This window comes from Porphyrobacter sp. GA68 (assembly GCF_022605525.1).
In the GTDB taxonomy this organism is placed as follows: Bacteria; Pseudomonadota; Alphaproteobacteria; order Sphingomonadales; family Sphingomonadaceae; genus Qipengyuania_B.
Map to the genome: position 1 here is coordinate 208,685 of NZ_JAKQYJ010000001.1, position 26,746 is coordinate 235,430.

27 protein-coding genes are annotated in these 26,746 nt (G+C 66.1%); 12 read left to right on the forward strand and 15 right to left on the reverse strand.

What is annotated here, in order from left to right; genetic code table 11:
• Positions 1-16: 16 nt before the first annotated feature.
• From LHJ54_RS01035 to LHJ54_RS01045, 3 genes are read right to left on the reverse strand one after another with little or no spacing between them, the layout of a single operon-like run.
• Positions 17-649 (reverse strand): Smr/MutS family protein, encoded by a 633-nt coding sequence (locus tag LHJ54_RS01035; RefSeq protein WP_228241791.1) that lies wholly within the window; start codon positions 647-649, stop codon positions 17-19.
• A complete protein-coding gene (locus LHJ54_RS01040) occupies positions 646-1,863 on the reverse strand; it encodes a murein transglycosylase A (RefSeq protein ID WP_228241792.1) in 1,218 nt (405 codons plus the stop codon). Before LHJ54_RS01040 ends, LHJ54_RS01035 begins: the two co-directional genes overlap by 4 nt.
• A gap of 34 nt (positions 1,864-1,897) precedes the next feature.
• Positions 1,898-2,557 (reverse strand): Tim44/TimA family putative adaptor protein, encoded by a 660-nt coding sequence (locus LHJ54_RS01045; protein WP_228241793.1) that lies wholly within the window; start codon positions 2,555-2,557, stop codon positions 1,898-1,900.
• Between the two features lie 208 nt (positions 2,558-2,765).
• Between LHJ54_RS01045 and secB the strand changes: the two genes are divergently transcribed.
• The 4 genes from secB (at position 2,766) to LHJ54_RS01065 (ending at position 6,879) form a co-directional block, all read left to right on the forward strand.
• Positions 2,766-3,287, forward strand: a complete 522-nt coding sequence (gene secB, locus LHJ54_RS01050) for a protein-export chaperone SecB (protein ID WP_228241796.1) — start codon at positions 2,766-2,768, stop codon at positions 3,285-3,287.
• 24 nt (positions 3,288-3,311) lie between these two features.
• Complete coding sequence (murJ, locus tag LHJ54_RS01055; protein ID WP_228241802.1) at positions 3,312-4,883, forward strand: murein biosynthesis integral membrane protein MurJ; 1,572 nt, start codon at positions 3,312-3,314, stop codon at positions 4,881-4,883.
• Positions 4,884-4,900: 17 nt separating this feature from the next.
• Positions 4,901-5,923 carry a tryptophan--tRNA ligase gene (gene trpS / locus LHJ54_RS01060; protein WP_228244252.1) on the forward strand — a complete coding sequence of 341 codons (1,023 nt, stop codon included), beginning with the start codon at positions 4,901-4,903 and terminating at the stop codon, positions 5,921-5,923.
• 275 nt (positions 5,924-6,198) lie between these two features.
• Entirely contained in the window at positions 6,199-6,879 is a 681-nt protein-coding gene (locus LHJ54_RS01065; protein ID WP_241721415.1) for a DUF4136 domain-containing protein, read from the forward strand.
• A 53-nt stretch (positions 6,880-6,932) separates the two neighbouring features.
• Here LHJ54_RS01065 and LHJ54_RS01070 read toward each other — a convergent pair whose 3' ends face one another.
• The 5 genes from LHJ54_RS01070 to LHJ54_RS01090 all read right to left on the reverse strand — a co-directional run bounded on the left by LHJ54_RS01070 (position 6,933) and on the right by LHJ54_RS01090 (position 11,997).
• The gene (locus tag LHJ54_RS01070; RefSeq protein ID WP_228241804.1) at positions 6,933-7,262 is read right to left on the reverse strand and encodes a hypothetical protein; all 330 of its coding nucleotides are present in this window, start codon (positions 7,260-7,262) and stop codon (positions 6,933-6,935) included.
• Positions 7,263-7,264: 2 nt separating this feature from the next.
• Complete coding sequence (gene dut, locus LHJ54_RS01075; protein ID WP_228241805.1) at positions 7,265-7,711, reverse strand: dUTP diphosphatase; 447 nt, start codon at positions 7,709-7,711, stop codon at positions 7,265-7,267.
• On the reverse strand, positions 7,704-9,518 hold the full coding sequence (locus LHJ54_RS01080; protein WP_228241806.1) for a phosphopantothenate--cysteine ligase family flavoprotein: 1,815 nt from the start codon (positions 9,516-9,518) through the stop codon (positions 7,704-7,706). Before LHJ54_RS01080 ends, dut begins: the two co-directional genes overlap by 8 nt.
• 153 nt (positions 9,519-9,671) lie before the next feature.
• A complete protein-coding gene (ubiB, locus tag LHJ54_RS01085; protein ID WP_228241807.1) occupies positions 9,672-11,228 on the reverse strand; it encodes a 2-polyprenylphenol 6-hydroxylase in 1,557 nt (518 codons plus the stop codon).
• Positions 11,229-11,265: 37 nt separating this feature from the next.
• Complete coding sequence (locus LHJ54_RS01090) at positions 11,266-11,997, reverse strand: class I SAM-dependent methyltransferase (RefSeq protein WP_228241808.1); 732 nt, start codon at positions 11,995-11,997, stop codon at positions 11,266-11,268.
• A gap of 54 nt (positions 11,998-12,051) precedes the next feature.
• Here LHJ54_RS01090 and mutM point away from each other — a divergent pair, with 54 nt between their 5' ends.
• The 6 genes from mutM to LHJ54_RS01120 all read left to right on the forward strand — a co-directional run bounded on the left by mutM (position 12,052) and on the right by LHJ54_RS01120 (position 17,701).
• Positions 12,052-12,867, forward strand: a complete 816-nt coding sequence (gene mutM, locus LHJ54_RS01095) for a bifunctional DNA-formamidopyrimidine glycosylase/DNA-(apurinic or apyrimidinic site) lyase (RefSeq protein ID WP_228241810.1) — start codon at positions 12,052-12,054, stop codon at positions 12,865-12,867.
• Positions 12,868-13,020: 153 nt separating this feature from the next.
• A complete protein-coding gene (gene rpsT, locus LHJ54_RS01100) occupies positions 13,021-13,281 on the forward strand; it encodes a 30S ribosomal protein S20 (protein WP_228241813.1) in 261 nt (86 codons plus the stop codon).
• 430 nt (positions 13,282-13,711) lie between these two features.
• On the forward strand, positions 13,712-15,169 hold the full coding sequence (gene dnaA, locus LHJ54_RS01105) for a chromosomal replication initiator protein DnaA (protein ID WP_228241814.1): 1,458 nt from the start codon (positions 13,712-13,714) through the stop codon (positions 15,167-15,169).
• A 112-nt stretch (positions 15,170-15,281) separates the two neighbouring features.
• Entirely contained in the window at positions 15,282-16,055 is a 774-nt protein-coding gene (locus LHJ54_RS01110; RefSeq protein WP_228241815.1) for a HesA/MoeB/ThiF family protein, read from the forward strand.
• Between the two features lie 62 nt (positions 16,056-16,117).
• Positions 16,118-17,110, forward strand: a complete 993-nt coding sequence (locus LHJ54_RS01115; RefSeq protein ID WP_373457062.1) for an isoaspartyl peptidase/L-asparaginase family protein — start codon at positions 16,118-16,120, stop codon at positions 17,108-17,110.
• A 99-nt stretch (positions 17,111-17,209) separates the two neighbouring features.
• The gene (locus LHJ54_RS01120; RefSeq protein WP_228241816.1) at positions 17,210-17,701 is read left to right on the forward strand and encodes a GNAT family N-acetyltransferase; all 492 of its coding nucleotides are present in this window, start codon (positions 17,210-17,212) and stop codon (positions 17,699-17,701) included.
• A gap of 30 nt (positions 17,702-17,731) precedes the next feature.
• Here the strand turns inward: LHJ54_RS01120 and LHJ54_RS01125 are convergent, their stop codons facing one another.
• Complete coding sequence (locus LHJ54_RS01125; protein WP_228241817.1) at positions 17,732-18,466, reverse strand: NAD-dependent deacylase; 735 nt, start codon at positions 18,464-18,466, stop codon at positions 17,732-17,734.
• 160 nt (positions 18,467-18,626) lie between these two features.
• Between LHJ54_RS01125 and dapB the strand changes: the two genes are divergently transcribed.
• A complete protein-coding gene (gene dapB / locus LHJ54_RS01130) occupies positions 18,627-19,367 on the forward strand; it encodes a 4-hydroxy-tetrahydrodipicolinate reductase (RefSeq protein WP_228241818.1) in 741 nt (246 codons plus the stop codon).
• Positions 19,364-20,011: an endonuclease III gene (gene nth, locus LHJ54_RS01135; protein ID WP_228241820.1), complete on the forward strand. Its 648-nt coding sequence runs from the start codon at positions 19,364-19,366 to the stop codon at positions 20,009-20,011. The genes dapB and nth overlap by 4 nt, the downstream gene beginning before the upstream one ends.
• 159 nt (positions 20,012-20,170) lie before the next feature.
• Here nth and LHJ54_RS01140 read toward each other — a convergent pair whose 3' ends face one another.
• The 6 genes from LHJ54_RS01140 to yidC form a co-directional block, all read right to left on the reverse strand.
• Complete coding sequence (locus tag LHJ54_RS01140) at positions 20,171-21,409, reverse strand: dicarboxylate/amino acid:cation symporter (RefSeq protein ID WP_228241821.1); 1,239 nt, start codon at positions 21,407-21,409, stop codon at positions 20,171-20,173.
• 25 nt (positions 21,410-21,434) lie between these two features.
• Complete coding sequence (gene dapE, locus LHJ54_RS01145; RefSeq protein WP_228241822.1) at positions 21,435-22,559, reverse strand: succinyl-diaminopimelate desuccinylase; 1,125 nt, start codon at positions 22,557-22,559, stop codon at positions 21,435-21,437.
• 132 nt (positions 22,560-22,691) lie between these two features.
• Complete coding sequence (locus tag LHJ54_RS01150; RefSeq protein ID WP_228241823.1) at positions 22,692-23,573, reverse strand: S1/P1 nuclease; 882 nt, start codon at positions 23,571-23,573, stop codon at positions 22,692-22,694.
• A complete protein-coding gene (locus LHJ54_RS01155) occupies positions 23,573-24,232 on the reverse strand; it encodes a glutathione S-transferase family protein (RefSeq protein WP_228241824.1) in 660 nt (219 codons plus the stop codon). Before LHJ54_RS01155 ends, LHJ54_RS01150 begins: the two co-directional genes overlap by 1 nt.
• A 92-nt stretch (positions 24,233-24,324) precedes the next feature.
• Positions 24,325-24,969 carry a ribosome biogenesis GTP-binding protein YihA/YsxC gene (gene yihA / locus LHJ54_RS01160; protein ID WP_228241825.1) on the reverse strand — a complete coding sequence of 215 codons (645 nt, stop codon included), beginning with the start codon at positions 24,967-24,969 and terminating at the stop codon, positions 24,325-24,327.
• Positions 24,966-26,723 (reverse strand): membrane protein insertase YidC, encoded by a 1,758-nt coding sequence (gene yidC, locus LHJ54_RS01165; RefSeq protein ID WP_228244254.1) that lies wholly within the window; start codon positions 26,721-26,723, stop codon positions 24,966-24,968. The genes yihA and yidC overlap by 4 nt, the downstream gene beginning before the upstream one ends.
• Positions 26,724-26,746 lie beyond the last annotated feature (23 nt).

A 26,746-nucleotide genomic window follows, 5' to 3' on the forward strand; every position in this document is an offset into this window, starting at 1 on the left:
ACGCTGTGGCTGGTGCCTAACCCCGCCGCAAAACCACATACAACGCCCCCTCACCCCCATGCCGGGGATGCGCGCGGCGGATGGCGGCAATGTGGCTGGCGTGTGGCCCGGCGGCCAGCCAGTCGAGCACCTTGGCGCGGATGGCGCCGCGCCGCTCCCCCCGGTCCGCCGCCTCCACCGGCCGCGGCTTGCCGGCGATCAGCAGGACGACCCGCGCACCCATCGCCCGCGCCTGCGCCAGCCCATCGTTGAGGCGGTGGTACGCTCCGTCCAACGTCGTGCCGTGCAGGTCGAGGGTGAAGTCGGGTTGCAGCCCGCCGCCACGGATGCGCCGCTCCCAATGCGAGTCGAGCCCGCCCTGATCGTCCCTTGACGTTTGGGGCAGCGGGAGGCGTCCGGCAGGAACGGGGGCAGCCGCAGGCTCGCGGAGCAGTGCAGAGCGCAGCGGAGCAGATTTGGCTGCGGTTGCCGGAGCAGGTGGCTTTGCGGCGCGCGGCGCGGGACCGAGCGGCTCCACCACCCCGCCGTCATGCGTGGCACGGTCACCCATCCTGCGCGCCGAGCGGGAAGGCTGAAGCGGCTGAACCGTTCGCGCCACCTTGGCCCACAGCGCCGCCTCCTCCGCGGTCAGCCTGCGCGGCGTCGTCATCGCTGGCGAAGGCGGTCGAGTGTTCCCTTGGGCAGCAGGATCAGCGCTTCGCCGCTGGCGCTCATCTCGCCAGCGATCCGGCGCGCGTCCTCGCCCGCGCCCCAGAAGGTGTCGAAGCGGTTGGCGCCCCTGATCGCGCCACCGGTATCCTGCGCGACCCACAGCCCGTTTGCCTCGTCCCGCTCGACCTTAAGCCACACGGGCGCGCCATAGGGCACGAAGCGCGGATCGACCGCGACGCTGGCCCGGGGTCGCACCGGTATGCCGATGGAACCCAGCGGCCCGTCGCCGGTCAGCTCGCGGAAGAACACCCAGCTGGGATTTTCGCGCATCAGGGCGCGCCCCTCGACCGGATGGTCGCGCAGGTAAGCCATGATGCCCTGCATCGACGGCGCATACTGCCCCGGCGCATCCCCCAGCAGTCCGCGGTCGCGCATGACCCGGCCTATGGCGACATAGCCATGGCCGTTCTGCCCCGCATACCCGATGCGCATCACCGAACCATCGGGAAACCGCAGCCGCCCCGATCCCTGGATCTGAAGAAAGAACAGCTCCACCGGATCGACCGCCCAGGCCAGCTCAAGACCACGGCCGGCCAGCGCGCCGTCTTCGATCGCGGCGCGGTCGTGATAATCGGTGAACCGCCCCTGCGCATCGAACCGGCCAAGCGGTGCGCGGCCCTCCCGCTGTTCCGGCGGAGTGCCCTCCGGCCAGGCGCGGACGAGGTCGTCCGGCAGCGCGTACACTGCCATGCCGCCAGGCACCGGCACCCGGCTGCCCGCGATCTCAGGCTCGAAATAGCCGGTGGCGAACGCCTGACCGTCGGCAACCTTCACCGTTTCGAAATGCGTCGCAAAAAATTCGGCCGCGTCCCGGCCGCTCCAAGAGGCGGCGGCGGAACACGCGGGGCGCCAGTCAGCCGTCTGGGTCAAACCGCTCTGATCGTCGCGGCGCAGCAGCACCGGGCAGCTTTCGCGGAACGAGGCGAGCGCGCGGCTCGCCGCGTCCGGTGGCAGGGCAAGGTCGACGACCCGCCGGCCCGGCGCCAGCGGCGCCTCGATCGCGCGAGTAAAGGCTGGCGAGAGCGGGACCGGCGCGGCCGGTGCTGGCACCGTTGCGGCGACGGGGGGCGGCGCGGGCGCCGGAGCAGGGGGCACCACCCGTCCGCAGGCGGCGAGAGACAGGGCAGCGGCGAGTGGTAGGAAAAAGCGCATCACGCCCGCACATTACCGTGCGCGGGCAGGATACTCAATCGACGTCGGTTTCGCTCAGCAGCCAGGCCGGATTGGGCGAATCGATCTGCCGGGTGAAAGTCCACAGATCGCGGCTTTCAATGGCATCGTCGAGCGATCCGGCAATCACCTTGCCATCCCGGTCACGGGTGACAGCGGCGATGTCGGCGGTGAACAGGACCACGATGCTCGCCGTCCGCCCGTCGAGCTCGGCATCCTTGACCATCGCATCCTCGATCCTGATGAGCCGGTTATCAAGCGTTTCGCCAGCTTGCGAACGGGCGTCGATCGCATCGCTGAACCCCTGATACACATCCGCGGCGCACAGGTCGCGCAGCGTGTCCTTGTCACCGGCCCAGAACGCCTCGAGCGTCATGCCGTATGCGCTTTTCGCTCCTTCCAGAAAGCCCAGCAGGTCGAAGTTCGGGCTGGCGGCGGCAATCGCGCGGATGCCGGCCTCCGCCGCCGGAGCGGCGTTTTCCGTCTCGAGTACGGTGCGCGGAGCGGGTTTCGCCTGCTGCGGCTGCGCCACCCGCATTGAGGGCGCGGCATCCGCCTGATCCATCCGGCGCGGCACGACCTCTTCCTCATGTTCCGCCCGGCGGCCCAGAACGGAATACAGGCGCAGGCCCAGAAAGGCTGCGATCATGGCGAGAATGACGATTTCGATTATCATATAAGCGCGCACCTGTTCGTCACCGGTCCGCGGAGCAAAGAGCCGACTCCCGCGCTGCCGGTGTTTCTTTCTTTAAATAGGAGCGAATCGCGATTGAGCAACAGCTTGCTGACCGGCGGATGCGTGCGCGGGTCCATTGACCTTGCCTGGTGGCGCGCATAGGGGCTGCTCGCAAGATCCAAACAGCTTGTCAGGAAGTATCCGAAGTATGGCCGAAGAAGGCAACGTCCTCACCGATCTGGACACCGACACTGCCGCCAATGGCGCGGACAACCGCCCGGCCGCCGGGATCATTTCGCAGTATGTGAAGGATCTTTCGGTGGAAAATCCGAACGCGCCGGCGTGCTACCAGTGGCAGGAACAGCCGCAGGTGGACCTGCAGTTCAACATCGCCGCCAACAAGGTCAGCGATGAAGTGCACGAGGTGGAGTTGAAGGTGAACGCCACCGCCAAGGCGGACAGCGGCGAGTTCTACCTGATCGAGCTAGCCTATTGCGGATTGGTCGGACTGCGCAACATTCCCGATGAACAGGCCCACGCCTTCCTTTACGCAGAAGCGCCGCGGCTGCTGTTTCCGTTCGCGCGGCAGGTGATTGCGGACGCAGTGCAGAACGCCGGCTTCCCGCCGCTGATCCTGGAGCCGATCGACTTCAACGGCCTTTACATCCAGCAGCTGCAGCAGCGCCAGCAGCAGGGACTGCAGGGCGATCAGCCGGTCGGCCACGCTTGACGCCAAGCATGTGACGGCTCTGCGATGAGCCTTCTAAAGAACGTTGGCACCATAGGCGGGCTCACAGCAGTCAGCCGGGTGTTCGGCTTTGCCCGCGACGTGTTGCTGGCCCGGGTGCTGGGCGCCGGAGGAGTGGCGGATGCATGGCAGCTGGCGTTTCAGCTGCCCAACATCTTCCGCCGCCTGTTCGCCGAAGGAGCGTTCGCGTCGGCTTTCGTGCCGCTGTTCAACCGGCACATGACCGATCCAGAGAACCAGGAACCGGCGCGCCGGTTCGCAGGCGAGATACTCGCCATCCTGCTCCCGGTCCTGCTGGTGTTCGGGGCGGTGATGATGGTCGCGATGCCTCGCGTGCTCTCCATGTTTGCGAGCGACGATCTGCTGGCCGACCGCGACACCTTTGCCCACGCCGTGCTGATGGCGCGGATCGCGTTTCCGTACCTTCTGTTCATGAGCCTGGCGACGTTGGTGGCGGCGGTGCTCAATTCCCTCTCGCGCTTCGCGGCGGCGGCGGCGGCACCCATCCTGCTCAACCTGTGCCTCCTGCTCGCGCTGTTGTGGGGCGCGTTGCAGGCGCAAAGCGAGGAGATGCGGCAAACAACCGGCCTGATGCTGGCGGTGGCCGTAGCGGTGTCCGGACTGCTGCAACTGGTCTGGTTGTCGTTCTGGATGCGGCGGGCGGGTTTTCGGATCCCCTTGCGCCGCGCCCGGCTGACCAAGAGCGTGCGCGAATTCGGCATTCTGGTTCTGCCAGCGGTGTTCGGCGCCGGCGTGTACCAGATCAGCCGGTTCATCGACCTGTTCTTCCTTGGCACCCTTCCGGAAGGCAGCATCACCTATCTGGCCATGGCCGACCGCTGGAACCAGTTGCCCCTCAGCATCATCGGCATAGCACTGGGCACGGCCATCCTGCCGGCTCTGTCGCGGCTTGTCGCGGCCGGTGACGCTGACGGCGCGAGCCGCCTGCAATCGAACGCGGTTGAACTCGCCATGCTGCTGACCGTACCCGCCGCCATCGCCCTGTTCATCAGCGGCAGCGCATTCACGCGCGTGTTCTTCGTGGGCGGTGCCTTCACGCTCAGCGACGCTCTCGTGACAGGCGCCGTGCTCAGCGGACTGGTCATCGGCCTGCCCGCTTATGTGCTGGTCAAGGTACTGACCCCCAATTTCTTTGCCCGGCGGGACACCCGCACACCCGTTTACACCGCGGCCGCGTCATTGACGGTGACGGTGGCGCTCAACCTCATCCTGGTCCCCCGCATCGGGGTTGTGGCGCTCGCGATTTCGGGATCACTCGGCGCGTGGGTCAACACCGCGCTGCTGTATGGCATTCTGCGGCGGCGCGGATTGTTCCACCTGCCGCCCGTGGTGCTGGGCCGCATGGCGCGCATCCTGATTGCCGCGGCGATGATGGGCGCGGTGCTGTGGCTGCTGATGCCGGTGCTCGACCCCTGGTTCACGGCCGCCACGGCGCAGCGGCTGCTCGCGATTGCAGCGATCGTCGTCGCGGGGGCGGCGACCTTCGGCGCGGTGGCGGCAATGCTGGGCGTACTGAACCGCCAGACGATCAACCAGTTAAGGCAGCGCCAGGCATGACAGAGGACACATTTTCCATGCGGGTAGTTTCCGGCATCCAGCCAACAGGCAATCTTCATCTGGGCAATTATCTGGGCGCGATCCGCAACTGGGTCAGGATGCAGGACAGTCTCGGGCTGGATGGGCAGTGCCTGTTCTTCCTCGCCGATCTCCACGCCATTTCCATGCCGCACGACCCGGCGCAGCTGCGCCGCGCCACGCGAGAGATGGCGGCGGCCGTGCTCGCCTGCGGAATCGACCCCGCGCGGTCGGTCCTGTTCAACCAGGCGCAGGTACCCCACCACGCCGAACTGCAATGGCTGCTGGGTGGCACCGCACGTATGGGCTGGCTCAGCCGCATGACGCAGTGGAAGGACAAGGCCGGCAAGAACCGCGAAGGCCAGTCGGTTGCGCTGTTCACCTATCCCGTGCTGCAGGCCGCCGACGTGCTGCTGTATCAGGCGACCCATGTTCCGGTGGGCGAGGACCAGAAACAGCATCTGGAGCTGGCCCGCGACATCGCGCAGAAGTTCAACAACGACTTCGCCGCGGAAGGGGCGCCGGTCTTCACCCTGCCCGAGCCGATAATCCCGCCTGCCGCCGCGCGTATCATGTCGCTGCGGGACGGGGCCGCCAAGATGTCGAAATCCGACCCTTCGGACATGAGCCGCATCAATCTGACCGACGATGCGGACACGATCATGCGCAAGGTGAAGAAGGCGAAAACCGATGCCGACCCGCTGCCGGAAGAACCCGCCGGGCTGGCGCAGCGGCCCGAGGCGCTGAATCTCGTCACCATCTACGCCGCGTTGGCCGACCGCGCGGCAGACGATGTGCTCCGCGAGTTTGCCGGGCAAGGGTTCGGCAGCTTCAAGCCGGCCCTCGGCGACCTGCTGGTCGCCACGCTTGCGCCGATCTCCGCCCGGCTGCGCGACCTGCTGGACGATCAGGGGGCGCTGGACCAAATCCTGGCGGACGGAGCGCGCCGGGCGCGTGAAATCGCCCACCCCACGCTCGATGCCACCTACGAAGCGCTGGGGCTGCTGCGCACCGCGTCCTGAAGCGTTCGCCGGTGAACACAGGCCGCGCGGCGGTTCTGCTGAATGGGCAGCGCACGCCACCGGCCGTCCCCCGCGCTGGATCTGCAGACCAGCGTTGCGGACGGGCGGCTCCAGGCGCGTGGTGAGCGGCGACTAACCGACCATCCGACGGAAATGGCACAATCTTTGCCTGCTATTCAAAAGCGGTTCACCTCATCCCATGTAGTAAACGGAACAACGATGGCGAGCGTGCGTCGTGCAGATGGGCAGCACGGATTATCTGGCGGAGAAAGCTGATGTTGAAGTTTCAATCTTTGATGCGCACGGCGAAACTGGCTTCCGTGCCGCTGCTTCTGGCGAGCCTGGCTGCTTGTGCGACACCCTTCAACGCGGACGTGTCACGCTTCCAGACACAGCTGCCCGCTCCGCAGGGTGAGACCTTCGCCGTGGTACCGGGCGATCCGGCGCTGGCCGGCGGCCTCGAATTTGCGCAATACGCTCAGTACGTCGCGCAGCAGATGCGCCAGCTTGGCTATACGCAAGCCGCTTCTGCCGAAAACGCCAGCCTGCTCGTCCGGTTCAACTACGGCGTGAACGACGGCCGCACGGTGGTTCAGTCGACACCCGGTTTCCGCGATCCGTTCTATGGACCGTGGTACGGCTATTCGCCCTTCTACCGCTCGCGGCTCGGGTTCTATGGCAGTCCGTGGGCATTCGGGTTCCATGACCCGTTCTTTGGCGGACCCGACATCCGCAGCTATACCGTCTTCACCAGCGGTATAGAGTTGCAGATCGAGCGGCCGGGCGGAGAGCGCCTTTTCGAAGGTCGTGCCGAGGCCGTATCACGCTCGAATCGGCTGCCCTATCTCGTCCCGAATCTGGTCGAAGCTATGTTCACCGACTTCCCGGGCAACTCCGGGGAAACGCTGCGCATCTCGATCGCGCCGGAACGCACGACGGTCCGCCGGGTCAACTGACGCTGTTCCCACACCCGCTGCGGTGGCGGGTGTGAGAGCGCGCGCGTCCGGTGTCACGGGCGGCCGCGCAGCCGCGCCGCAGCCACCCCCACCCCGATGGCGATCGAACCGATCAGGAATGCCGGCGGGAACCCCGGTGCTGCAAACGGCTGTCCGGTAATCTGGTCATCCAGCAGGGTAATCATCCAGTTGCCGAAGTGAACCGCTGCCAGCAGGGTCACGAAAGTGAGCAGAACGGAACGCCAGCTGGTCGGCCGCCAGCCGGTGCCGTGCGCCACGATCCGCAGCAGCCGCTGGCTGAGCCACACGAGAATGACGATCCAGAACACCAGCAGGACGGCACCCAGGAGGAGGCTGCCACCAGCCAGGCCGCCCGTCCCCACCGCTACACGCCGGTGGAGCCGAAGCCCCGCTCCCCTCGCGCGGTGGTTCCCAGATCGTCCGTTTCTTCCCAGCGCAACCGTGTCACCGGCGCAAGGATCAGTTGCGCGACCCGGTCGCCGCGCCGGATCGCGAACGGTTCGGCCGAGTGGTTGATGAGGATTATCTTCAACTCGCCGCGATAATCGGAATCGATGGTACCCGGCGTGTTGGGAACCGTGATGCCATGCTTCAGAGCGAGGCCGGAGCGGGGGCGTACCTGTACCTCGTAGCCATCCGGAATGGCGATGCTGAGACCGGTCGCCACCGCGTGCCGGGCACCGGGCGCCAGCACCAGCTCTTCCGCCGACAGCACATCCATGCCGGCCGCTCCGGTGCTGGCATAGGCGGGCAGCGCCAGGCCTTGCCCATGCGGCAGCCGCCGCACCCTGACCGGCACCGCATCAGTCATCGTGCACGTATTCCCCGCCTTCGTTCAATACCTGGGCGGCGCGGCGGACGAGTTCGCGGGCGACATCCTCCTTGGGCATCTCGTCGAAGCTTTCCACCTCTTCGGATGAGATGATGTGAACCGTGTTGCGCAAGCCGCCCATGACGTCGGTGGACACGTCATTGGCGACGATCCAGTCCGCGCCCTTGCGCTTGCGCTTGGTGCGCGCGTTCTTCAGAACCTCTTCCGTTTCGGCGGCGAAGCCGATCAACAGCGGCGGCCGGTCGCGGGACGCAGCCACGGTGGCAAGGATATCCGGATTTTCCGTCAACATCAGCGCGGGCGGCGCTGAACCGCGCTTTTTCATCTTTCGTGGCTCCACCGTCTTGGGACGCCAGTCGGCCACTGCCGCAACCATGAACGCGATGTCGGCCGGCAATGCCTTCTTGACGGCGGCGGCCATCTCTTCAGCCGATTCCACGTCGATCCGGTCCACCCCCAGTGGCGTCGGCAGAGCCACCGGTCCCGCAACCAGCGTCACCCGCGCACCCGCCGAAGCCGCCATTGCGGCAATGGCGAAGCCCTGTCGCCCGGAAGAACGGTTGGCCAGATAGCGGACAGGATCGATCGGTTCCCAGGTCGGGCCGGCCGTGACCAGCACGTGGCGGCCGTAGAGGGGCCGGTGGTCGGGATCCGGGTCGAACTCCGCCTGTCCGGCCAGCGGGTCGGAAGGGTGCCGCGGCGCGAATTCTTGCCAGCCTTCGACCGGCTCCGGCATCGCTGGTCCGGCACCGGTATTCACAAGATGGTTCAGCGCGGCGGGATCGGTCGGCGGGGCGGCCGACGCTTTCCCCTTGCGAGCCAGCAGCGGGCTGGAAAGGTCGGGCTCAGCCGGTGCCTCGTCGCTGAAATCCTGAGGCGGTACGGCATCCGCCCATTCGTCCGCCTCCTCCCCCAGCTCTGGCAAGGCGGCATCGTCATCATAGGCGACTGCCTGTCGCCGGGGTGTCGAACGAGGAATGATGGCGGACAGAAGATTGGTCAGCGTGCTGCGCTGCGGCCGCTCCTCATCCTCCGGCTCGGGTTCGGGCTCCAGAGCCTCCGCCGCCAGATCGTCCAGCGTGTACTCTGCCTCGCTCTCTGTCTGCGGCATCGCGCCATTGCCCGCTGACGTCGCCCAGACAGGTTGTTCAGGCACTGCCGGGACGCCGGGCCAGTCCACCTCCAGCCCTAGCCGCGCAGCCAGCACGGACCAGATCGCCGCCGGTTCAGGCAGGCGGCCCGGCCCGAATTCGCCGCAGGCCATTGCGCCCTCGTCGGGGTCGAGCACTTCGACTCCGGCCTCTGCCAGCCAGCGGACGTTGCGCTGCGTCGCCTCGTGCTGCCACATGCGCACGTTCATCGCCGGAACCGCGATCACCGGCTTGTCCGTGGCGAGGATCAGCGTGGTCGCCAGATCGTCCGCGATGCCCGCAGCCATCTTGGCCAGAAGGTCGGCGGTGGCAGGGCAGACGACCACCAGATCGGCCTGCCGTGAAAGCTGGATGTGGCCCATCTCGCTCTCGTCCTTCAAGTCGAACAGGCTGGTGTAGACCATGTTTTCCGACAATGCGGCAAGCGCCATTGGCGTGACGAACTGCTGCCCGCCCGCGGTCACCACGCAAGTGACCCCCACTCCGCTGCGCCGCATCAACCGGACCAGCTCGCACGCCTTGTAGGCCGCGATCCCGCCGCCGACTACCAGCAGGATGCGAGGCGCATCCCCGCTCAAGCCGACACCGTAGGGCTGCGCATCATTGAACGCGTCAGGCGTGTTGTTGAAACCCATAAAGCCATCCGACGCTTGCTAGCGCCCCCTGTCCCTCGATGCCAGCGCGTTGCGCAGCCGGTCGGCGGCGCACGCGAAACGAGGTGCCGTCTTGGCAGATCAGGGTTAATTAAGCGCAAAGAGCGTGACTGTCTGGTCTTGCCTGCGCGTTGATCAGCCGATCACCCCTTGCAGCGCCGCCAGCCAGGCGAGCGCTCCGCCGCCGATGGCCGCGAGCAGATAACCGCCCCAGCGCCGGTCCCGGCCGCGCCTGCGCTCCCAGATCAGGTCGATCTTGGGCAGCGGCGGCGGTTCGGGCGCGCCGCCCTTGGGTGGATAGCGTTCTTCCAGCCGGCGCAGAAGGCCAGGGAGGCGCAGAAACGTTTCCGCATCCGCGCGGATGCGGCGGGCGAGCACCGCTTCGGGCCCCAGTTCGTCGCGAACCCATTCCCGGATGAAGGGCGCGGCCACGTCCCACATGTTGATCTGCGGGTCCAGCTGGGTCGCGATGCCTTCCACCATCACCATCGTTTTTTGCAAGAGCAGCAGATGTGGCTGCGTCTGCATGTCGAAATCGCGGGTGATGGCGAACAGCCCGTCCAGCATCTGCCCGACCGACAGTTCGCTGACCGGCTTGCCCCGCATGGGTTCGCCCACGGCGCGCAGGGCGGTCGCGAATTCATCCACCGAGTGATAGGAGGGCACATACTGCGCCTCGAAATGGATTTCGGCGACCCGACGGTAATTGCCGGTGGTCAGGCCGTAGAGGATCTCGGCCAGCCATACCCGCGCCTGCCGGTCGATCCGCCCCATGATGCCGAAGTCGATCGCGACAATGGTGCCGTCGGCCTCCACGAACAGATTGCCCTGGTGCATGTCGGCGTGGAAGAAACCGGCGGTGATCGCCTGATTGAGGAAGGTGAGGACGATCCGGCTCGCCAGCAGTTTGAGATCGTGCCCGGCTGCCTGCAGCGCGGGGATATTGCTGATCTTGATGCCGTCGATCCACTCGATCGTCAGCACCTTGCCGGTGGTCCGGTCCCAGTCGATGTCCGGTACGCGGAAGCCGTCGATCGCCCGGCTCGCCGTGGCCAATTCGCTGGCGGAGGCGGCTTCGCGGCGCAGGTCCAGTTCGCGTTCGGTCCAGCGCTTGAAATTGGCGATCACCAGCTGCGGGCGCAGCCGGGCTGCTTCCCCGCCGAACGCCTCCAGATGAGCGGCCGCCCATTGGTACGTGCCGATGTCGCGCTTGAATCGTTCACGAATCAGAGGTCGCAGCACCTTGACCGCGACCTGCCGTCCGTCGGTCGTCACCGCCCGGTGAACCTGGGCGATGGAGGCGGCGCCCACCGGCTGCGGATCGAAGTCAGCATAGAGCTGGTCGAGAGGCCGGTTGAAGCTTTCCTCCACGCTCTTGCGGATCAACGCGAAATCCACCGGCGGCAGGCTGTCCTGCAGGCTGAGGAGATTGCGCGCCGCTTCATCTCCGACAAGGTCGGGCCGGGTGGCCAGCGTCTGGCCCAGCTTGATGGCCGCAGGGCCGATGTCGTGGAACGCGCCGGCATAGTCGGGCACCTTGGGCTGCCGCGTGCCGATCCGGGCAACCCGGGCGAGCCGCTTGACCGGCCCCGGCGTGTTGGGATCCCGCTCGATCCCGCGCAGTGCGCCATGGCGGGCCAGGGTCCGGCCCCATGTCAGCAACCGCCAGATGTGGGTCGCAGGCTGTGTCACGGGTTCACCGCCCTTGCGGCGGCAGGGGTGGCGACTCTCACGCCTTCCATCCTGAATGGATCGCGACCAGGCCGCCCATGATCGGCTCCACCCGCGTCTGGGTAAAACCGGCCGAGCGGATCATTTGCTCGAACCGGGGCATGGACGGGAAGCGGCGAATCGATTCGACAAGGTAGCGATAGCTCGCCTCGTCCCCGGCCAGCGCGCCGCCCAGCCGCGGGATGACCTTGTCCGAATACAGGTCGTACGCCTGCTTGAACCCCGGCCAGGTGACGGTCGAGAACTCCAGGCAAAAGAACCGGCCGCCAAAACGCAGCACCCGGTACGCTTCGGCCAGGGCGCGGTCGATGTGGGTCACGTTGCGGATGCCGAAGGCGATGGTGTAGGCATCGAAATGGGCGGCCGGAAAGCTCAGCTCCTCGGCATTCTGGCGACTCCAGACAAGCCCGGTCATCCCGCGTTCCGCCGCGCGTTCCAGGCCCACATCCAGCATTTCCTGGTTGATGTCCGCGACCGTCACCTGCGCCCCGCGCCGCGCCATGCGAAAGGCGATGTCGCCCGTGCCGCCCGCCATGTCGAGGATCTGTTCCCCTTCGCGCGGCTTCACGCGCTGAACGAAGCGATCCTTCCACAGGCGGTGCATTCCGCCCGACATCGCATCGTTCATCAGGTCATAGCGGCTGGCCACGCTGGAGAACACAGCGCCCACGCGGGCTGTCTTTTCCTCCGGCGCGACCTCGGCATAGCCGAAGGATACCTTTTCGTTCATGCAGGTGCCTTACGGGCAATTGCGGCGCGGGCAAAGGGTGATAGAGCCGCTTTCATGCCGGAACTGCCCGAAGTTGAAACAACGGTCCGCGGCCTTGCCCGCCGGTTGCACGGGGAACGGGTGGACCGGCTGGTGCTGAACCGTCCCGACATGCGCTTTCCATTTCCGCACGGATTGGGCCAGCGGCTGACCGGCGCTCGGATAACTGCGCTGGACCGGCGGGCCAAATACGGCCTCATCCACACCGACCGCGATGATACGCTGATCTTTCACCTGGGCATGAGCGGGCGCTGGCGGATCGACCCGGCCGAGCCGGACCGGCACGATCACCTGCTGCTGTTCGCCGGGGGACGGTTGTTCGCACTGAACGATCCGCGTCGGTTCGGGTTCGTCGATCTGGTACCTACGGACAAGTTGCAGGCATGGCCCGCCTTCGCCGCGATGGGTCCTGAACCGCTGGGCGCGGATTTCACCCCGCAACACCTCCACGCGGCCTTCTCCGGACGGCGGCAGGCGATTAAGCTGCTGCTGCTGGACCAGCGGATCGTGGCGGGCCTGGGCAACATCTATGTCTGTGAGGCGCTCTGGCGGGCGCGCATTCATCCAGGTCGCGCGGCCGGAAGGGTGTCGCTGGCCGGCTTGCGGCGACTGGTTCCCGCGATCAGGGAGGTGCTGGAACAATCGATTCGCGAAGGCGGTTCGACCCTGCGCGACTTTGCCGGACCTGAAGGGAGCCTCGGCTACTTCGCCAAGCAGTTCGATGTTTACGGACGCACCGGGCTGCCGTGCCACCGCGATGATGGCGGCGCGATCCGCCGTTTTGCGCAGGGCGGGCGCAGCACGTGGTACTGCCCACGGTGTCAGCGATGATGCAAACCCGCGCCGCGATCGCCGGCGGCGATCCTTGACGCCAGTAACCAGACTGGGTAAGGGGCGCGCTTTGTGGCGCTAACCCGCCACGTCAGCCAGATTTTAGCATAGATGACAGCGGCCGCTGCCGGCGGCCCGTGACGAAGGACCAACATGGCCAATACGCCGCAAGCCGAAAAGCGCATCCGCCGCAACCAGACCCGCGCCGCAATTAACTCGGCACGGGTCAGCCGCATCCGCACTTTCCTCAAGCAGGTGGAAACCGCGATCGCTTCGGGCGACAAGGAACAGGCTAAGGCAGCGCTCAGTTCGGCGCAGCCCGAACTCGCGCGCGGCGTGGCCCGCGGCGTGCTTCACAAGAACACTGCATCGCGCAAGATGTCGCGCCTGTCCAAGCGCGTCTCCGCGCTCTGAGCGGCGGGGCTGCGCAGCGCGCAGCATTGCTCCTGAGATCCTGAAAGCCGGTGCCTGCGCGCCGGCTTTTTTGCTGTGGTGGTTAACGGTTCGACGAGCCGGGGTTGCTCGCGAAATACCCCCGGCCGGCAACGATTCGCATGTGCGGATTTGTGGAAAATCGAACAAAAATATGTGCTTGAATTGATCGCCGCGGGTCTCACCGAGTCAAGCCGGTTTATTTCAGTTTTTTTACCGGTTGGCCTCTTGCCGGGAATCAAACAGCGGACCAAAACAAGCTTCGGAACGCGGCAGATGACGCGTCCGGCACATCATTCGGGCAGCTGGAAACTTCGGTAAAATCGAAGCTTTTTGGACCCTTCAACGCGCCTGATGGAAATCGGCGCATGACGGTGCGCCGGTGAGGACAGCTTGTGGGGGATGTATGAGGATGGCTAACGAACATTGGAAGGAGGCCGCTGGACAGGACCCCGCCAGCACAGATGCGGCCGACGCGGAAAGCCTGGCGGCGGATTGGGCGGACATCAGCCTTGGTCTGCGCAAGGATCTGGGCCAGCAGCTGCACGCCCAATGGATCAAGCCCATCCAGATTGGCGGCTTCTGCCGCGAAACCGGTACTCTTGAACTGTACCTGCCGACCGACTTTTCCGCCAACTGGGTGCAGGACCGGTTTCACGATCGCTTGTCTCTCGCATGGAAGATCGCGCGGGGCGAGGTGCGGCATGTAAAGATCGGGGTTCATCCCAAGCGGCGCCAGATGGCCGAACTTCAGCTGGCATCCACCACCCCCGGATCGGACACCGCGCCACGGGATCTGCGGGTCGTTCCGATTCGCGGCACAGCCGGGGAAAGCGCCTTCAACTTCGCCATCGGGCTCGACCCGTCGCTGACGTTTGCCGCGTTCGTAACCGGCGAAGCGAACATCCTAGCCTGCAACGCGGCGCAGCGGATGGCCGCACCCGAACCGCCGCAGTTCGCCCCGCTGTATCTCAAAGCGGCCACAGGTCAGGGCAAGACGCACCTGATGCACGCCATCGGCCATGCCTTTCTCCAGACCAACCCGCGCGCCCGCATCTTCTACTGTTCGGCAGAGCGGTTCATGATCGAATTCGTGCAGGCGCTGAAATCGAACCAGACGCTGGAATTCAAGAGCCGCCTGCGCTCTTTCGACCTGCTGCTGGTCGACGATATCCAGTTCATCATCGGCAAGGCTTCCGCACAAGAAGAACTGCTTTACACGATCGACGCGCTGCTGGCTGAGGGCAAGCGGCTGGTATTTGCCGCCGATCGCGCGCCCCAGGCGCTCGACGGGGTGGAACCACGCCTGTTGTCGCGCCTGTCGATGGGCCTCGTCGCCGACATGGCGGAAGCCGACATCGAATTGCGGCGCTCCATTCTCGAATCGAAGCTGACCCGCTTTGCTCCGCTCAACGTTCCCGACGACGTGATCGATTACCTGGCACGCACGATCACACGCAACGTGCGCGAGCTGGTGGGCGGATTGAACAAGCTCATCGCCTATGCCCAGCTGACCGGACAGGAAGTGTCCCTGCAGCTTGCCGACGAGCAGCTGTCGGACATTCTGTCGGCCAACCGCCGCCGGATCACCATTGACGAGATTCAGCGCACCGTGTGCCAATTCTACCGCATCGACCGTACGGAGATGTCGTCGAAACGCCGCGCCCGCGCGGTTGTCCGGCCGCGGCAGGTGGCAATGTATCTTGCCAAGGTGCTGACCCCCCGCTCCTATCCCGAAATCGGCCGCAAGTTCGGCGGACGGGACCATTCCACCGTGATCCACGCCGTCCGCCTGATTGAAGACCTGCGCGTGCGCGATGCCGACATGGATGGCGATGTGAGGAGCCTGCTGCGGCAGCTGGAAAGCTGACCGGGAACAGGGCGCGTCAATCCCTGCCAATCGCGCCGTGTCGCGACAGTATGGCCGCGACCGGGCAACAGACCCGTCGACAGCCGCTCCACAGGCTGCCAACAGTTTTCCCATGCGCTTTTCCCCCGAACGCCTCGACCGGTTCGCCCGTCACATCGTCCTGCCGGAGATCGGCGGCGCGGGGCAGTTCGCGCTGGCGCAGGCGCATGTCGCGCTGATCGGCCTGGGCGGCATCGGTTCGCCCGTGCTGCAATATCTCGCCGGCGCGGGCGTGGGCCGATTCACCCTGATCGACAGCGATGTGGTCGACCACACCAACCTTCAGCGGCAGACAATCTTCACCGAACGCGACGTGGGCTATTCCAAGGTGGTGGCGGCGCGGCGCTGGCTGGCCAACTTCGATGCCAAGCTGGAGGCCGAGGTGAGCGACGCACGGGTCGGCCCGAACGATGCCGCGGTGTTTGCCGGTGCCGACCTGGTGCTGGACGGGACCGACAACTTCGCCACGCGCCTGGCCGTAGCCGACGCCTGCGTTGCCGCCGCCACGCCGCTCCTTTCCGCCGCCGTGGGACGGTTTCAGGGGCAGGTAGGCGCCTTCGCCGGCCATCTGCCGGACCAGCCCTGCTATCGCTGCTTCGTGGGCGATGCCTTCGACGCGGAGGATTGCGACACCTGCGCCGACGAGGGGATGCTGGGCGCCATGGCCGGCTGGACCGGGACGTTTGCCGCGCTTCAAGCGATTCGCGTGCTGTTGACGGGCGTCAGCATGAACTTTGGCGACCCGCAGTGGGGCCGGTTGCATATCCTTGACGGAATCGCTCCCGGAATGCGCAGCGTGCGCATTGCCAAGGATCCCGCTTGCCGGGGATGCGCCGGGAGGGGCTAGCGCCCTGCCCCCGCCTGTGCTGCAATGGCCGCGCCGATGCTGGGGGAGAATGACAGATGCAGATGTTTCGCCGCGCGCTGGCGCTGCTGACGGCGTTAATCGCCACGCCAGCGATGGCTGAGGACTGGACCCTTGTGATCCACGGCGGCGCTGGCGTGATCGAGCGGGAGCGGATGACGCCGGAACGCGACGGGGCCGTGCGCCGGGCGTTGCACGAGGCACTCGCCGCCGGTTCTGCCATTCTGGAGCGCGGCGGCACTTCGCTCGACGCCGTGGCGGCGGCGGTGCGTGTGCTGGAAGACGACCCCAACTTCAACGCCGGGCGCGGCGCGGTGTTCACCGCTGAGGGAGCGAACGAGCTGGACGCGGCGATCATGGACGGGCGCACCCGCGCAGCAGGCGCGGTGGCCGGCGTGACGGCAACCCGTAACCCGATCAGCCTCGCCCGCGCAGTGATGGATCGCAGCGGTCACGTGATGCTGATCGGCGATGGCGCCGACGCGTTCTCGCGGAGCCAAGGGCTGGAGCAGGCCGGGCCGGAGTGGTTCGCAACCCCTGAACGGCGGGAACAGCTCGAACGCTGGCGGGCGGCGCAGCAGGCTGGACTGCCGCAATCGGGTCTGGCGTTCGACCCCGACCACAAGTTCGGCACTGTCGGCGCGGTGGCGCGCGACCGCGCCGGCAACCTCGCCGCCGCGACCTCCACCGGCGGGGTGACGGGAAAACGCTGGGGCCGGGTCGGCGATGCCCCGTTGATCGGCGCAGGCACCTATGCCGATGCAACCTGCGCCGTATCGGCGACCGGCGCGGGCGAGTTCTACATCCGCATGAACGTCGCGCACGAGATCTGTGCGCGGGTGCGGCTGTCGGGCGAACCGGTGCAGCAGGCGGCGGATGCCGTGCAGGCGGAGACGCTCCAGCTGGGCGGCAGCGGCGGGGTCATTGGGCTGACGGCGGATGGCGAGGCCGCCTTTTCGTTCAACACGCCGGGCATGTACCGCGGCGTGGCGCGGCAGGGCGATGCGGCGATGGTGGCGGTGTATGGGGATGAGTGACGAGCGGCGGCTGCTTATTCCTTGCAGCCTCGGTTATGAACGCAGATAGTCCGGTTCCGACCTATTGTGGACATCCCGGCGCACGTGTAGTTCTGTCTCATGCGTATTCGTAGCGAAGAGCAACACGACGCTGCTGCAATCGCAGAAACGATCGAGAGTGCCTTTCGGGGTGCCGACCATAGTAGCGGTACCGAGGCTAAAATCGTGGATGCTCTAAGACGCTGCGGAGCGCTGGCCGTCTCACTTGTCGCGACTGAGGAAGATGCAGTCGTCGGCCATGTTGCGATTTCCCCAGTGTCAGTTGCTAACGAGGCAGGTTGGTATGGCCTTGGTCCCGTTTCGGTGCGACCGGAAAGGCAGCGCAACGGCATCGGCGCTCTTCTGGTAAGCGAAGCAGTGAAACGATTAGAGGAGAGCGGCGCGGCGGGTTGTGTGGTGCTCGGAGACCCAGATTTCTACGGCAAGTTCGGCTTCACTCATGACCCGAATGTCACATACGCGGACGGTCCGCCTCCCTTCTTTCAAGTCCTCAGCTTCCGGCAGGAACGTCCGAAAGGTGCGGTGTTCTACCACCCCGCCTTTGGTGAGTAGCCGAATGTTTGCTTCCCACCCCATAGCGGACTAGCCTTCCTCCGCCCCCAACACCTCCTCCACCCACGCCGGCACCAACTCTCCCGCGCGGCCCAGTCGTGTCTCATCGAACAGCGCCGATCCCTCGCTCTCCTCGAGGTTCAGCTCCAGCGTGCGCGCACCGGACGCGCGCGCTTCGGCGACGAATCCGGCGGCCGGGTACACCGCGCCGCTGGTGCCGATCGAGACGAACAGGTCGCATCGCTGCAAGGCGCGATAAATGCGCTCCATCGGGTAGGGCATTTCCCCGAACCACACGACATCGGGCCTGAGCGCCGCGCGGCTGCAAGCCGGACACGCCGGCCCGTCCCCCAGCGGACCGGTCCAGCGGTGCCGCTCCCCGCAGGCGGCGCAAAGGGCGCTGAGCAGCTCGCCATGCATATGCAATAGCCGTTTCGCCCCGCCCCTCTCGTGCAGGTCATCGACATTCTGCGTGACGATCAGCAGGTCGCCCCGCCACTCCGCATCAAGCCGGGCCAGCGCCCGGTGGGCCGCGTTCGGCTCAGCCCGCTGCACCGCCACGCGCCGCGCGTCGTAGAAGCGGTGGACGAGCGCCGGGTCGCGTCGGAAACCCTCCGGCGTCGCCACGTCCTCGATCCGGTGCTGCTCCCAAAGCCCGTCGGCGGCGCGGAACGTGTCGATCCCGCTCTCGGCCGATACGCCCGCCCCGGTCAAAATGACTATGGCAGCGGGATCACGCGCGCCGTGGTTGTTCGATGGTGGCATGCAAGACCCTGTACCATCGGCCCGGTGGCAAATACCAGAGCGGCACGGCAGCGCGGATCAGGCCCCAGCGTGGCGGATGTGCGCCCAACCGCTTAACATGGGTTGACCTGCCATGTGCTTCCGGCTGTCTGCTGGACATCAGCGAAGGCAGGAGCAAGGCATGGCACGGATCGGCATCATCGGCGGCGAGGGACGCATGGGCCGCGCCATTGCCTTGGCGCTGGCGGACGGCGGGCATGATCTGGCGGGCGCGGTGGACCGGGGCGGCGATGTCGCGGCACTGGCGGATGCGAGCGAGGCGCTGGTGGATTTCTCCGCCCCGGGCGCGTTGCAGCACAATTTGCATGCCGCAATCGGTGCCGGCATCCCGATCCTGGTGGGGACCACCGGCCTTGCAGAAGAACACCACCGCGCGATCGACCGTGCGGCTCAGGCCGTGGCCGTGCTTCAGACCGGAAACACTTCGCCTGGCGTCACCCTGCTCAGCGCGCTGGTACGTGATGCGGCACGGCGTCTTGGGCCGGATTGGGACATAGAGATCGTGGAGATGCACCATCGGGGGAAGGTCGATGCACCTTCGGGCACAGCGCTGCTGCTGGGCGCGGCGGCGGCAGAAGGGCGCGGCGTCGCGCTGGATGATGTGGCACAGCGGGCGCGCGACGGCGAGACGGGTGCGCGGGGCCACGGCACGATCGGCTTTGCGTCATTGCGCGGCGGGACCGTTGCGGGCGAACACAGCGTGATCTTTGCCGGAGATGAGGAGCGGCTGACCCTTTCCCACCACGCGGAAAATCGGTCCATCTTCGCGCGTGGCGCGGTGCGGGCGGCCGAATGGCTGATCGCGCGGGCGCCGGGCCGCTACACGATGGAGGACGTGCTGGGCCTTGATCGCCGCGCATGAAGCGGGCCGACGTTTTCGAATTCTTCCGCCGGTTGGCAGAGGCGAACCCGGCACCGGAAACCGAACTGGAATACGGCAATGCCTACCAGCTGCTGGTGGCGGTGACGCTATCGGCGCAGGCGACCGATGTTGGCGTCAACAAGGCGACCCGCACCCTGTTCGCTGAGGTCACGGCGCCGCAGGCGATGCTGGCGCTGGGCGAGGAAGGTCTGAAGAAGCATATCCGAACCATTGGCCTGTTCAATTCCAAGGCGAAGAACGTGATGGCGGCTGCGGCGTTGCTGGTGGAACGGCATGGTGGCGAGGTTCCGCAAACGCGCGAGGATCTGGTGCAGCTGCCGGGCGTGGGTCGCAAGACTGCCAATGTGGTGCTGAACTGCGCCTTCGGGCAGGAAACCTTTGCCGTCGACACCCACATCTTTCGCGTGAGCAACCGCACCGGCCTTGCGCGGGGCAAGACGCCTGAACAGGTGGAGGCGGCGCTGGAACGGGTTGTTCCGCGGCCATTCCGGCTCGGCGCGCACCACTGGCTGATCCTGCACGGGCGGTATGTCTGCAAGGCGCGCACCCCGGAATGCTGGCGCTGTCCGGTGGAGGATCTGTGCGGATACAAGGCAAAGGTGCTGGAACCGCGAAAACCGTGATCCTGCGCGTCCTGGCGACGCCTCACCCGGCCTCCATGAACGCGGCGCATCGGACTGGGCCGGCGGACCATAGCCGGCGCAACCTTTGGCACACGGCTGTTCGGCCGGCTGCCCAAGCCTTCGGCCAGGCAGCCGGTGGGCAGCTATTGTGCGCGCGCTTTACACATCATCCGCGCTCACCATCTCGCGGCGGTCGATCTCGCCGGTCATGGCGGCCACGGTGGTGGCCACGGCCGCGTCGCCCGACACATTGGTGGTGGTGCGCATCATGTCCATGATCCGGTCAACCCCCGCGACGAAGGCGATGGTTTCCAGCGGAACCCCCACGGCGCCGAAGACCAGCGCCATCATGATGAGGCCCGCACCCGGTATCCCGGCGGCGCCGACGGCACCCAGGGTCGCCAGGATCGAGATGAGGAAATACTGCCCCCAGGTCAGGTCCACCCCGAAGATCTGCGCCCCGAACAGGGTGGCGAGCCCCAGATACATGGCAGTGCCGTTCATGTTGATCGTCGCTCCCAGCGCGATCACGAAACTCGCCACCGAAGGGCTGATGCCGAGATTGCGTTCGGCGCAGCGCAGCGTCACCGGCAAAGTGGCGTTGGAAGATGCGGTGGAATAGCTGACTGCGATCGCGTCGATGATGCCGCGGAAGAACGGGATCACCGGCATCCGCGCCACGAACTTTATCATCGCGGAATACATGACACCAATGATGAGCAGACAGCCAAGGTAGTTCAGCCCCACCAGCTTCACCAGCGCCAGCAGCGCGTCGAAACCCAGGGTTCCGGCGACCCACGCCATCAGGGCGAAGACGCCGAACGGCGTCAGCTCCATGACGATCATCGTCACCTTCTGCATGATCACGGAACCGCTGTCGAAGATGCGCTGCACCGGCGCCCCGTCCTCGCGCGCCATCAGGATGCCGATGCCCAGCAGGACGGAAAACACGATCAGCGGCAGCACGTTGACATCCGCCATGACCTGCACAGGGCTTTGCGGGATGATGCCCAGCACCATCTCGCGCCAGCCGGTTTCCTGCGGTTCGGGTACTGCCCCCATCTCGATGGCGCTGGTATCCACGCCCAGGCCAGGCGCGAACACAGTACCCAGCAGCAGCCCCAGCCATACCGCGATCTGCCCGGTCACGATGAACAACAGCATGGCCCGGCCGCCGACCCGGCCCAGCTTGGACAGATCACCGATCGCCGCCACCCCGCTGACGAGGCTGAAGAAGATGAGCGGCACAACCAGCATCTTGATCGAAGCGACGAAGATGTCGCCGATTATCTTGATGCTTTCCGCCCCTGGACCCCACAGGCGCCCCAAGATGACGCCAAGGATCAGGGCAGCGACGACACGCTGCCACAGGGGTATGGCGAACCACTTCTTCATCATGCGAGCATCCCTCCGGGTGCCGGTGCTACCCCGCCAGCGCGGCTCGCGCAATCCGCGCATAGATGCGGGTCAGGGCGTCGAGGTCCGCGACCGCCACCGCCTCGTCCCGCTTGTGCATGGTCGCATTGGTCAGCCCGAATTCGATCACCGGACACACGCTGCGCAGGAAACGCGCATCCGACGTGCCGCCGCTGGTCGAAAGTTCGGGTGTCAGGCCGGTCTCTGCCCGAACGGCTTCCTGGACCAGCGCGGAAAACGCACCCGGCGCGGTCAGGAACGGCTCTCCGGAGATGATCGGTAACGCCTCCCCCCCGTGGGCCAAAGCGATCGCGCCGATCCGCTCGGCCAGGGCGGCCCCGGTGTGCCGGTCGTTGAAGCGGATGGACAGGCGCGCCTTCGCCCGTGCGGGAATGACGTTGGTGGCCGGGTTGCCGACTTTGAGGTCGGTAATCTCCAGATTGGATGGCTGGAACCAGTCGGTCCCTTGATCGAGCACCAGCGCATCGATTTCCGCCAGCATCCGCACCAGCCTGGGCACCGGATTGTCGGCCAGGTGGGGATAGGCGACGTGCCCCTCGCGCCCTTCCACCGTCAGCCAGATGTTGAGCGATCCGCGCCGCCCGATCTTCACCATGTCGCCCAGCCGGTGCACACTGGTCGGTTCGCCCACCAGGCACAGGTTCGGCAATTCGCCAAGTTCCCTCATCAGGTCGATCAGGGCGCGGGTGCCGTGAACCGCCGGGCCTTCTTCGTCGCCGGTGATGATGAAGGACATCGTGCCAGCCTCCGCCGGCACCTCGGCAGCCGCGGCGACCATGGCGGCGATGGCCCCCTTCATATCAACCGCGCCCCGCCCGTAGAGCAGGCCGCCCCGCACCTCCGGTGTGAAGGCATCGCCTGTCCACCCAAGGCCCGGCGGCACGACATCGACATGGCCGGCAAAGGCGAAGTGGCGCGATCCGGCTGGCCCGCGCCGAATGGCGAACAGGTTCTCCACCGGCCCGTCAGGCGCACTACCGGCGATGAAGCGGTGGATGGCAAAACCCATTGGCCGCAGCATTGCATCCAATTCGTCGAACACGACGCCGGTCGCCGGGGTGACGGAGGGGGCGGCGATGAGGCGCTTGGCAAGGTCGAGCGGGTGAGGCATTTCCCCGCCGCCTAGCAGGAGCGCGCCCCATGCCAAAGCGCGTTCTCGCCGCGATACCGCACACCCACGCAACTGGTTACTCCGGTCTCTCTGATGCCGATGTGGCAGAGCTCCGGTATCGACCCGCCTGTTCTAACGGCGGCCGCGCTCCGGCTGCGGCAGCCTGCCGGGTGCGAATGCCGCATCGAGCAGTTCCGCGATGCGCAGACCAGCTTGCGTGATCCGCCGCTCTGCCACCGGCAGCGCGGCTTCGATATCTTCCTGCGTCAGCGCCGTCGATTGCGGCAGGTCGCCTTCGCAGGGGGCTTGGTTAAAGGCATTGGGATAAACAAAGTCGCGCGCCGTTTGCCAGCTTTCCCGGCCCCAGTCAGCCGGCGTTCCGCCGGCGAGTGCAGCACGTTCCTGGGCGGAGTAAGCACGGACGAGGGCCGGGCGGGCGGACGAAATCGCCCGCTCGGCCAGCGGCCCGTCCCAGATGCTGTGCAGATTGCGCCCTTCGACGATGCCATAGGCCGCTTCCCGGTCGTTACCCCCGCGATCATCCTTGTCGCCGGAATGCAGCGGCATGTGCACGTCACCGGCAAAGTGGACCATGAACGCGAGCGCTTCCAGCCTGACGTTCGGCGGCAAGCTTTCGTCGGCGAGAAGCCGCTGACCCCGTTCTATCTGCGCCGTGACGCAGTTGCCGTTGGCGCAATTGCCGCGCGGGTCATACGCCTCGCACACGGGCGCCGTGCGATAATGCCAGGGGAAGGTGTAGGCCCAGCGCGCGGCATCGCCGCGCAGGCAGTCGGGCCAGACGGACGCATCCTCCAGACTGCGCAGCGGGCAGTCGGGCGTGCCCAGCCGCTCTGCATAGCGCAGCAGGTCGCGAATGCCTGCCCGGGTGTCCGGACTGACATTGGCGAGCGCGATGGACGCCGTGGTGCGATGGCCGAAATCGCCCCAGGCCTGCGCCGGAACCGCCACCACCAAAGCCAGCGCACCAGCCACCGCCCGCAACAGCAGGCGCATCAGACCGGCACCTTCTCGTACTGTTCTATGACCCACTCCTCGTGCTCGGCCGCCGCGATCCAGCTCTGCATCCATTCGTGTTCCCAGATCGCTTCCATGTAGGCGCTGGCGAAGCCGGGAACGCCGATGCCATAGCTCATGAAGCGCGTAACCACCGGAGCGTAGTAGATATCGGCCGCACCGAATGTTCCGAACAGAAACGGCCCGCCGTGACCAAAGCGTGATCGCGCCTCTGCCCACAGCTGCAGGATACGCAGAATGTCGTGCCGAACCGCCTCGGGCACCTCGGGCAGCTCGAACTGCCGCCGGATGTTCATCGGGCACACCTGTCGCAGCGCCTGGAAGGAGGAATGCATTTCCGCCACCATCGCGCGGGCGATCCCGCGGGCGGCGTCATCCCTGGGCCAGAACCGTTCGCGGCCCACCTTGTCGGCCAGGTACTCCATGATGGCGAGGCTGTCCCACACCACGACCTCGTCGTCCCACAGGATCGGCACCTTCCCGCTTGAAGGTTGCAAGCCGGCATCCTGCGCCCGGCTCCATTCCTCTCCGAACAGGGGAACGGTGATCTCCTGAAAGGCGAGACCCGACTGCTTGGCCGCCAGCCAGCCGCGGAGCGACCAGCTGGAGTAGTTCTTGTTGCCAATGATCAGTTTCACGTGGGCACCCCGGTTTGCATGCTGGTCATGGTGGCGGCTTAGGCACTGGGAAGAACGAAGTCCAACCCGTCGGGGTCCCGCCCGCGCGGTGCTTACACGCCCGCGTCGGCCAGCACGGCGGCGCGCAATTCGTCGATGCCCAGCTTCAGTTCCGCGCTGGTGACGTGCAACGCGGGGAAGGCCGCAGGGTGCGTCTTGGCCTCGTCAGCGGTGCGGGCGATGACGGCTTCCAAATCGCTCGCCTTCAGCTTGTCCGCCTTGGTCAAGACCAGCCGATAGCTCGCCGCGGCTTCATCCAGCATCCGCATCATCTCGCGGTCCACATCCTTTAGCCCGTGCCGGCTGTCGACCAGCACCAGGGTCCGCACCAGCGCCTGCCGCCCTTTGAGATAGGTGCGGACAAGCTGCTTCCACCGCTCCACCACGTTCACCGGAGCCTTGGCGAAACCATAGCCGGGCATGTCCACCAGACGCAGAACGGTGGGTTCGCCGACTTCGAAGAAATTGAGTTCCTGCGTACGCCCCGGCGTCACGGATGCCCGGGCGATCGCGCGCCGTCCCGTTAGTGCGTTCAGCAGCGACGATTTCCCGACATTTGACCGGCCGGCAAAGGCGATCTCCGGCACGGTCGGATCGGGCAGGAACTTGAGCTGCGGGGCGGACAGCAGGAACTCGACCCGGCCGGAAAACAGCCGTTCCGCCCGCCTGACTTCACCTGGAGGCGGCTCGCCGCTCACGCGCGCTCCTGCTTCGCCCGGTCGGCTTCGCGCATCTTTTCCGCCCGTTCCGCATCCGCCGCCGCCTTTAGTTGCGGATGCTTCGAGTAGAGATAGCTCTGCTGTGCCACCGTCAGGACGTTGGACGTGACCCAGTACAGCAGCAGACCGGCGGAAAACGGGGCCATGACGAACATCAGCACCCACGGCATGATGGCGAACATCTGTTTCTGGATGGGATCGGTTATCGGCGTCAGGCGGAAGGTCAGCCACATGGTGACGCCCAGCAGCACCGCCAGCGGACCGATGGCGAGAAAGCCGGGAACCTCGAACGGCAGCAGGCCGAAAAGGTTCAGGATGTGCGCCGGATCAGGGGCGCTGAGATCCCGGATCCACAGAACAAAGGGCTGATGACGCATTTCAATGGCGATGATCAGCACCTTGTACAGCGCGAAGAATATGGGGATCTGCAGGATCATCGGCAGGCATCCGGCGAGCGGATTGACCTTTTCCTCCTTGTAGAGGGCCATGATCTCCTGCTGCATCTTGGGCTTGTCGTCCTTGTAGCGTTCCTGCAGCGCCTTCATCTTGGGTTGCAGCGCGCGCATCGCTGCCATGCTGGCAAATTGCCGTTGCGCAATGGGGAACAGCAGCCCGCGCACCAGCACAGTCAAAAGAATGATGGCGACGCCGAAGTTGCCGACCAGCTCGAACAGCCAGAGCAGCATGTACAGGATCGGCTGCATGAACCAGCGGAACCAGCCCCAGTCGATGGCAAGGCCGAACTGGGCAACGCCGGCATCCTGATAGGCGTTCAGAACCCGGCTTTCCTTGGCGCCGGCGAACAGCCGGGTGGTGACCGAGTACTGCTGGCCGGGAGCAAGGGTAGTTGGCTGGTAAATGAGGTCCGCGCGGAACAGCTGGTTGCCAAGCGAGCGGAAATTGCCTTCGGCACGGGCGCCGTCCTGCGGGATCAGGGCCGACAGCCAGTAGATGTCGGTGAAGCCCAGCCATGCCGGCGCACCAGGCGGCATGATGCGCCCGCTTTCCGCCACATCGTCGTAATCGACGTCGAAGTTCACCGCACCGCCGAACGTACCGATCGGCCCGGAATGCACGTTCCATACATCCTGGCTGGCCGTGCGGCTGGTGCGTTCGATTGCGCCATAGGGCTGGACCACCACGGCATTGGCGCTGGTGTTGGCGACCGTCTGCCGCGCGGTGATCATGTAGTGGTCATCGACGCTGAGCTCGATGGTGTAACGCTGCCCGCCGGTGCTGGTGTAGGTCAGCGTGACCGGGCGATCGGTAGCAAGCGGTCCGCCGCTGACCTGCCAGACGGTATTCTCGTCCGTCGCCAGCTGTCCGTTCTGAAGAAAGCCGAAGCGGGCGAATTGCTCCACCGGTGTTCCTTGCGGAGCGAACAGGCGGATCGGCCCGCTGTTGCGGGAAACATCCTGCCGGTGCTGGCTCAGGGTTATGTCGTCTATCCGAGCCCCGCGCGCGTTGACCGATCCGCTGATCCGCTCGCCCGCGATGGCGACCCGGCCCGGCGCCGATAGCTGCGTCGCCAGATCGACCCGGCGTTCGATTGCCTGCGCCCCGCCCAGATCGGCCCGCTGCGCTGCCCGCTCGACCGGGTTGTCGGCCTGCTGCGCGGCCGTGACCGGCGGGTTGTCCGCGTGCGGGTAGAACAGCCGCATGGCCGCGTCCCAGCCCAGCAGGAGAAGGCCGCACAGCACCACGGCAAGGATGAGATTGCGTTGATTGTCCAAGGTCGTCTCTGGTCCAGTTCCGT

What these genes read in the sequence shown, in the direction of transcription:
- LHJ54_RS01035 (WP_228241791.1), bottom strand. Translation starts at nt 649, where the DNA reads ATGACGACGCCGCGCAGGCTGACCGCGGAGGAGGCGGCGCTGTGGGCC.
- LHJ54_RS01040 (WP_228241792.1), bottom strand. Translation starts at nt 1,863, where the DNA reads ATGCGCTTTTTCCTACCACTCGCCGCTGCCCTGTCTCTCGCCGCCTGC.
- LHJ54_RS01045 (WP_228241793.1), bottom strand. Translation starts at nt 2,557, where the DNA reads ATGATAATCGAAATCGTCATTCTCGCCATGATCGCAGCCTTTCTGGGC.
- secB (WP_228241796.1), top strand. Translation starts at nt 2,766, where the DNA reads ATGGCCGAAGAAGGCAACGTCCTCACCGATCTGGACACCGACACTGCC.
- murJ (WP_228241802.1), top strand. Translation starts at nt 3,312, where the DNA reads ATGAGCCTTCTAAAGAACGTTGGCACCATAGGCGGGCTCACAGCAGTC.
- trpS (WP_228244252.1), top strand. Translation starts at nt 4,901, where the DNA reads ATGCGGGTAGTTTCCGGCATCCAGCCAACAGGCAATCTTCATCTGGGC.
- LHJ54_RS01065 (WP_241721415.1), top strand. Translation starts at nt 6,199, where the DNA reads ATGTTGAAGTTTCAATCTTTGATGCGCACGGCGAAACTGGCTTCCGTG.
- dut (WP_228241805.1), bottom strand. Translation starts at nt 7,711, where the DNA reads ATGACTGATGCGGTGCCGGTCAGGGTGCGGCGGCTGCCGCATGGGCAA.
- LHJ54_RS01080 (WP_228241806.1), bottom strand. Translation starts at nt 9,518, where the DNA reads ATGGGTTTCAACAACACGCCTGACGCGTTCAATGATGCGCAGCCCTAC.
- LHJ54_RS01090 (WP_228241808.1), bottom strand. Translation starts at nt 11,997, where the DNA reads ATGAACGAAAAGGTATCCTTCGGCTATGCCGAGGTCGCGCCGGAGGAA.
- mutM (WP_228241810.1), top strand. Translation starts at nt 12,052, where the DNA reads ATGCCGGAACTGCCCGAAGTTGAAACAACGGTCCGCGGCCTTGCCCGC.
- rpsT (WP_228241813.1), top strand. Translation starts at nt 13,021, where the DNA reads ATGGCCAATACGCCGCAAGCCGAAAAGCGCATCCGCCGCAACCAGACC.
- dnaA (WP_228241814.1), top strand. Translation starts at nt 13,712, where the DNA reads ATGGCTAACGAACATTGGAAGGAGGCCGCTGGACAGGACCCCGCCAGC.
- LHJ54_RS01110 (WP_228241815.1), top strand. Translation starts at nt 15,282, where the DNA reads ATGCGCTTTTCCCCCGAACGCCTCGACCGGTTCGCCCGTCACATCGTC.
- LHJ54_RS01115 (WP_373457062.1), top strand. Translation starts at nt 16,118, where the DNA reads ATGTTTCGCCGCGCGCTGGCGCTGCTGACGGCGTTAATCGCCACGCCA.
- LHJ54_RS01120 (WP_228241816.1), top strand. Translation starts at nt 17,210, where the DNA reads ATGCGTATTCGTAGCGAAGAGCAACACGACGCTGCTGCAATCGCAGAA.
- LHJ54_RS01125 (WP_228241817.1), bottom strand. Translation starts at nt 18,466, where the DNA reads ATGCCACCATCGAACAACCACGGCGCGCGTGATCCCGCTGCCATAGTC.
- dapB (WP_228241818.1), top strand. Translation starts at nt 18,627, where the DNA reads ATGGCACGGATCGGCATCATCGGCGGCGAGGGACGCATGGGCCGCGCC.
- nth (WP_228241820.1), top strand. Translation starts at nt 19,364, where the DNA reads ATGAAGCGGGCCGACGTTTTCGAATTCTTCCGCCGGTTGGCAGAGGCG.
- LHJ54_RS01140 (WP_228241821.1), bottom strand. Translation starts at nt 21,409, where the DNA reads ATGATGAAGAAGTGGTTCGCCATACCCCTGTGGCAGCGTGTCGTCGCT.
- dapE (WP_228241822.1), bottom strand. Translation starts at nt 22,559, where the DNA reads ATGCCTCACCCGCTCGACCTTGCCAAGCGCCTCATCGCCGCCCCCTCC.
- LHJ54_RS01150 (WP_228241823.1), bottom strand. Translation starts at nt 23,573, where the DNA reads ATGCGCCTGCTGTTGCGGGCGGTGGCTGGTGCGCTGGCTTTGGTGGTG.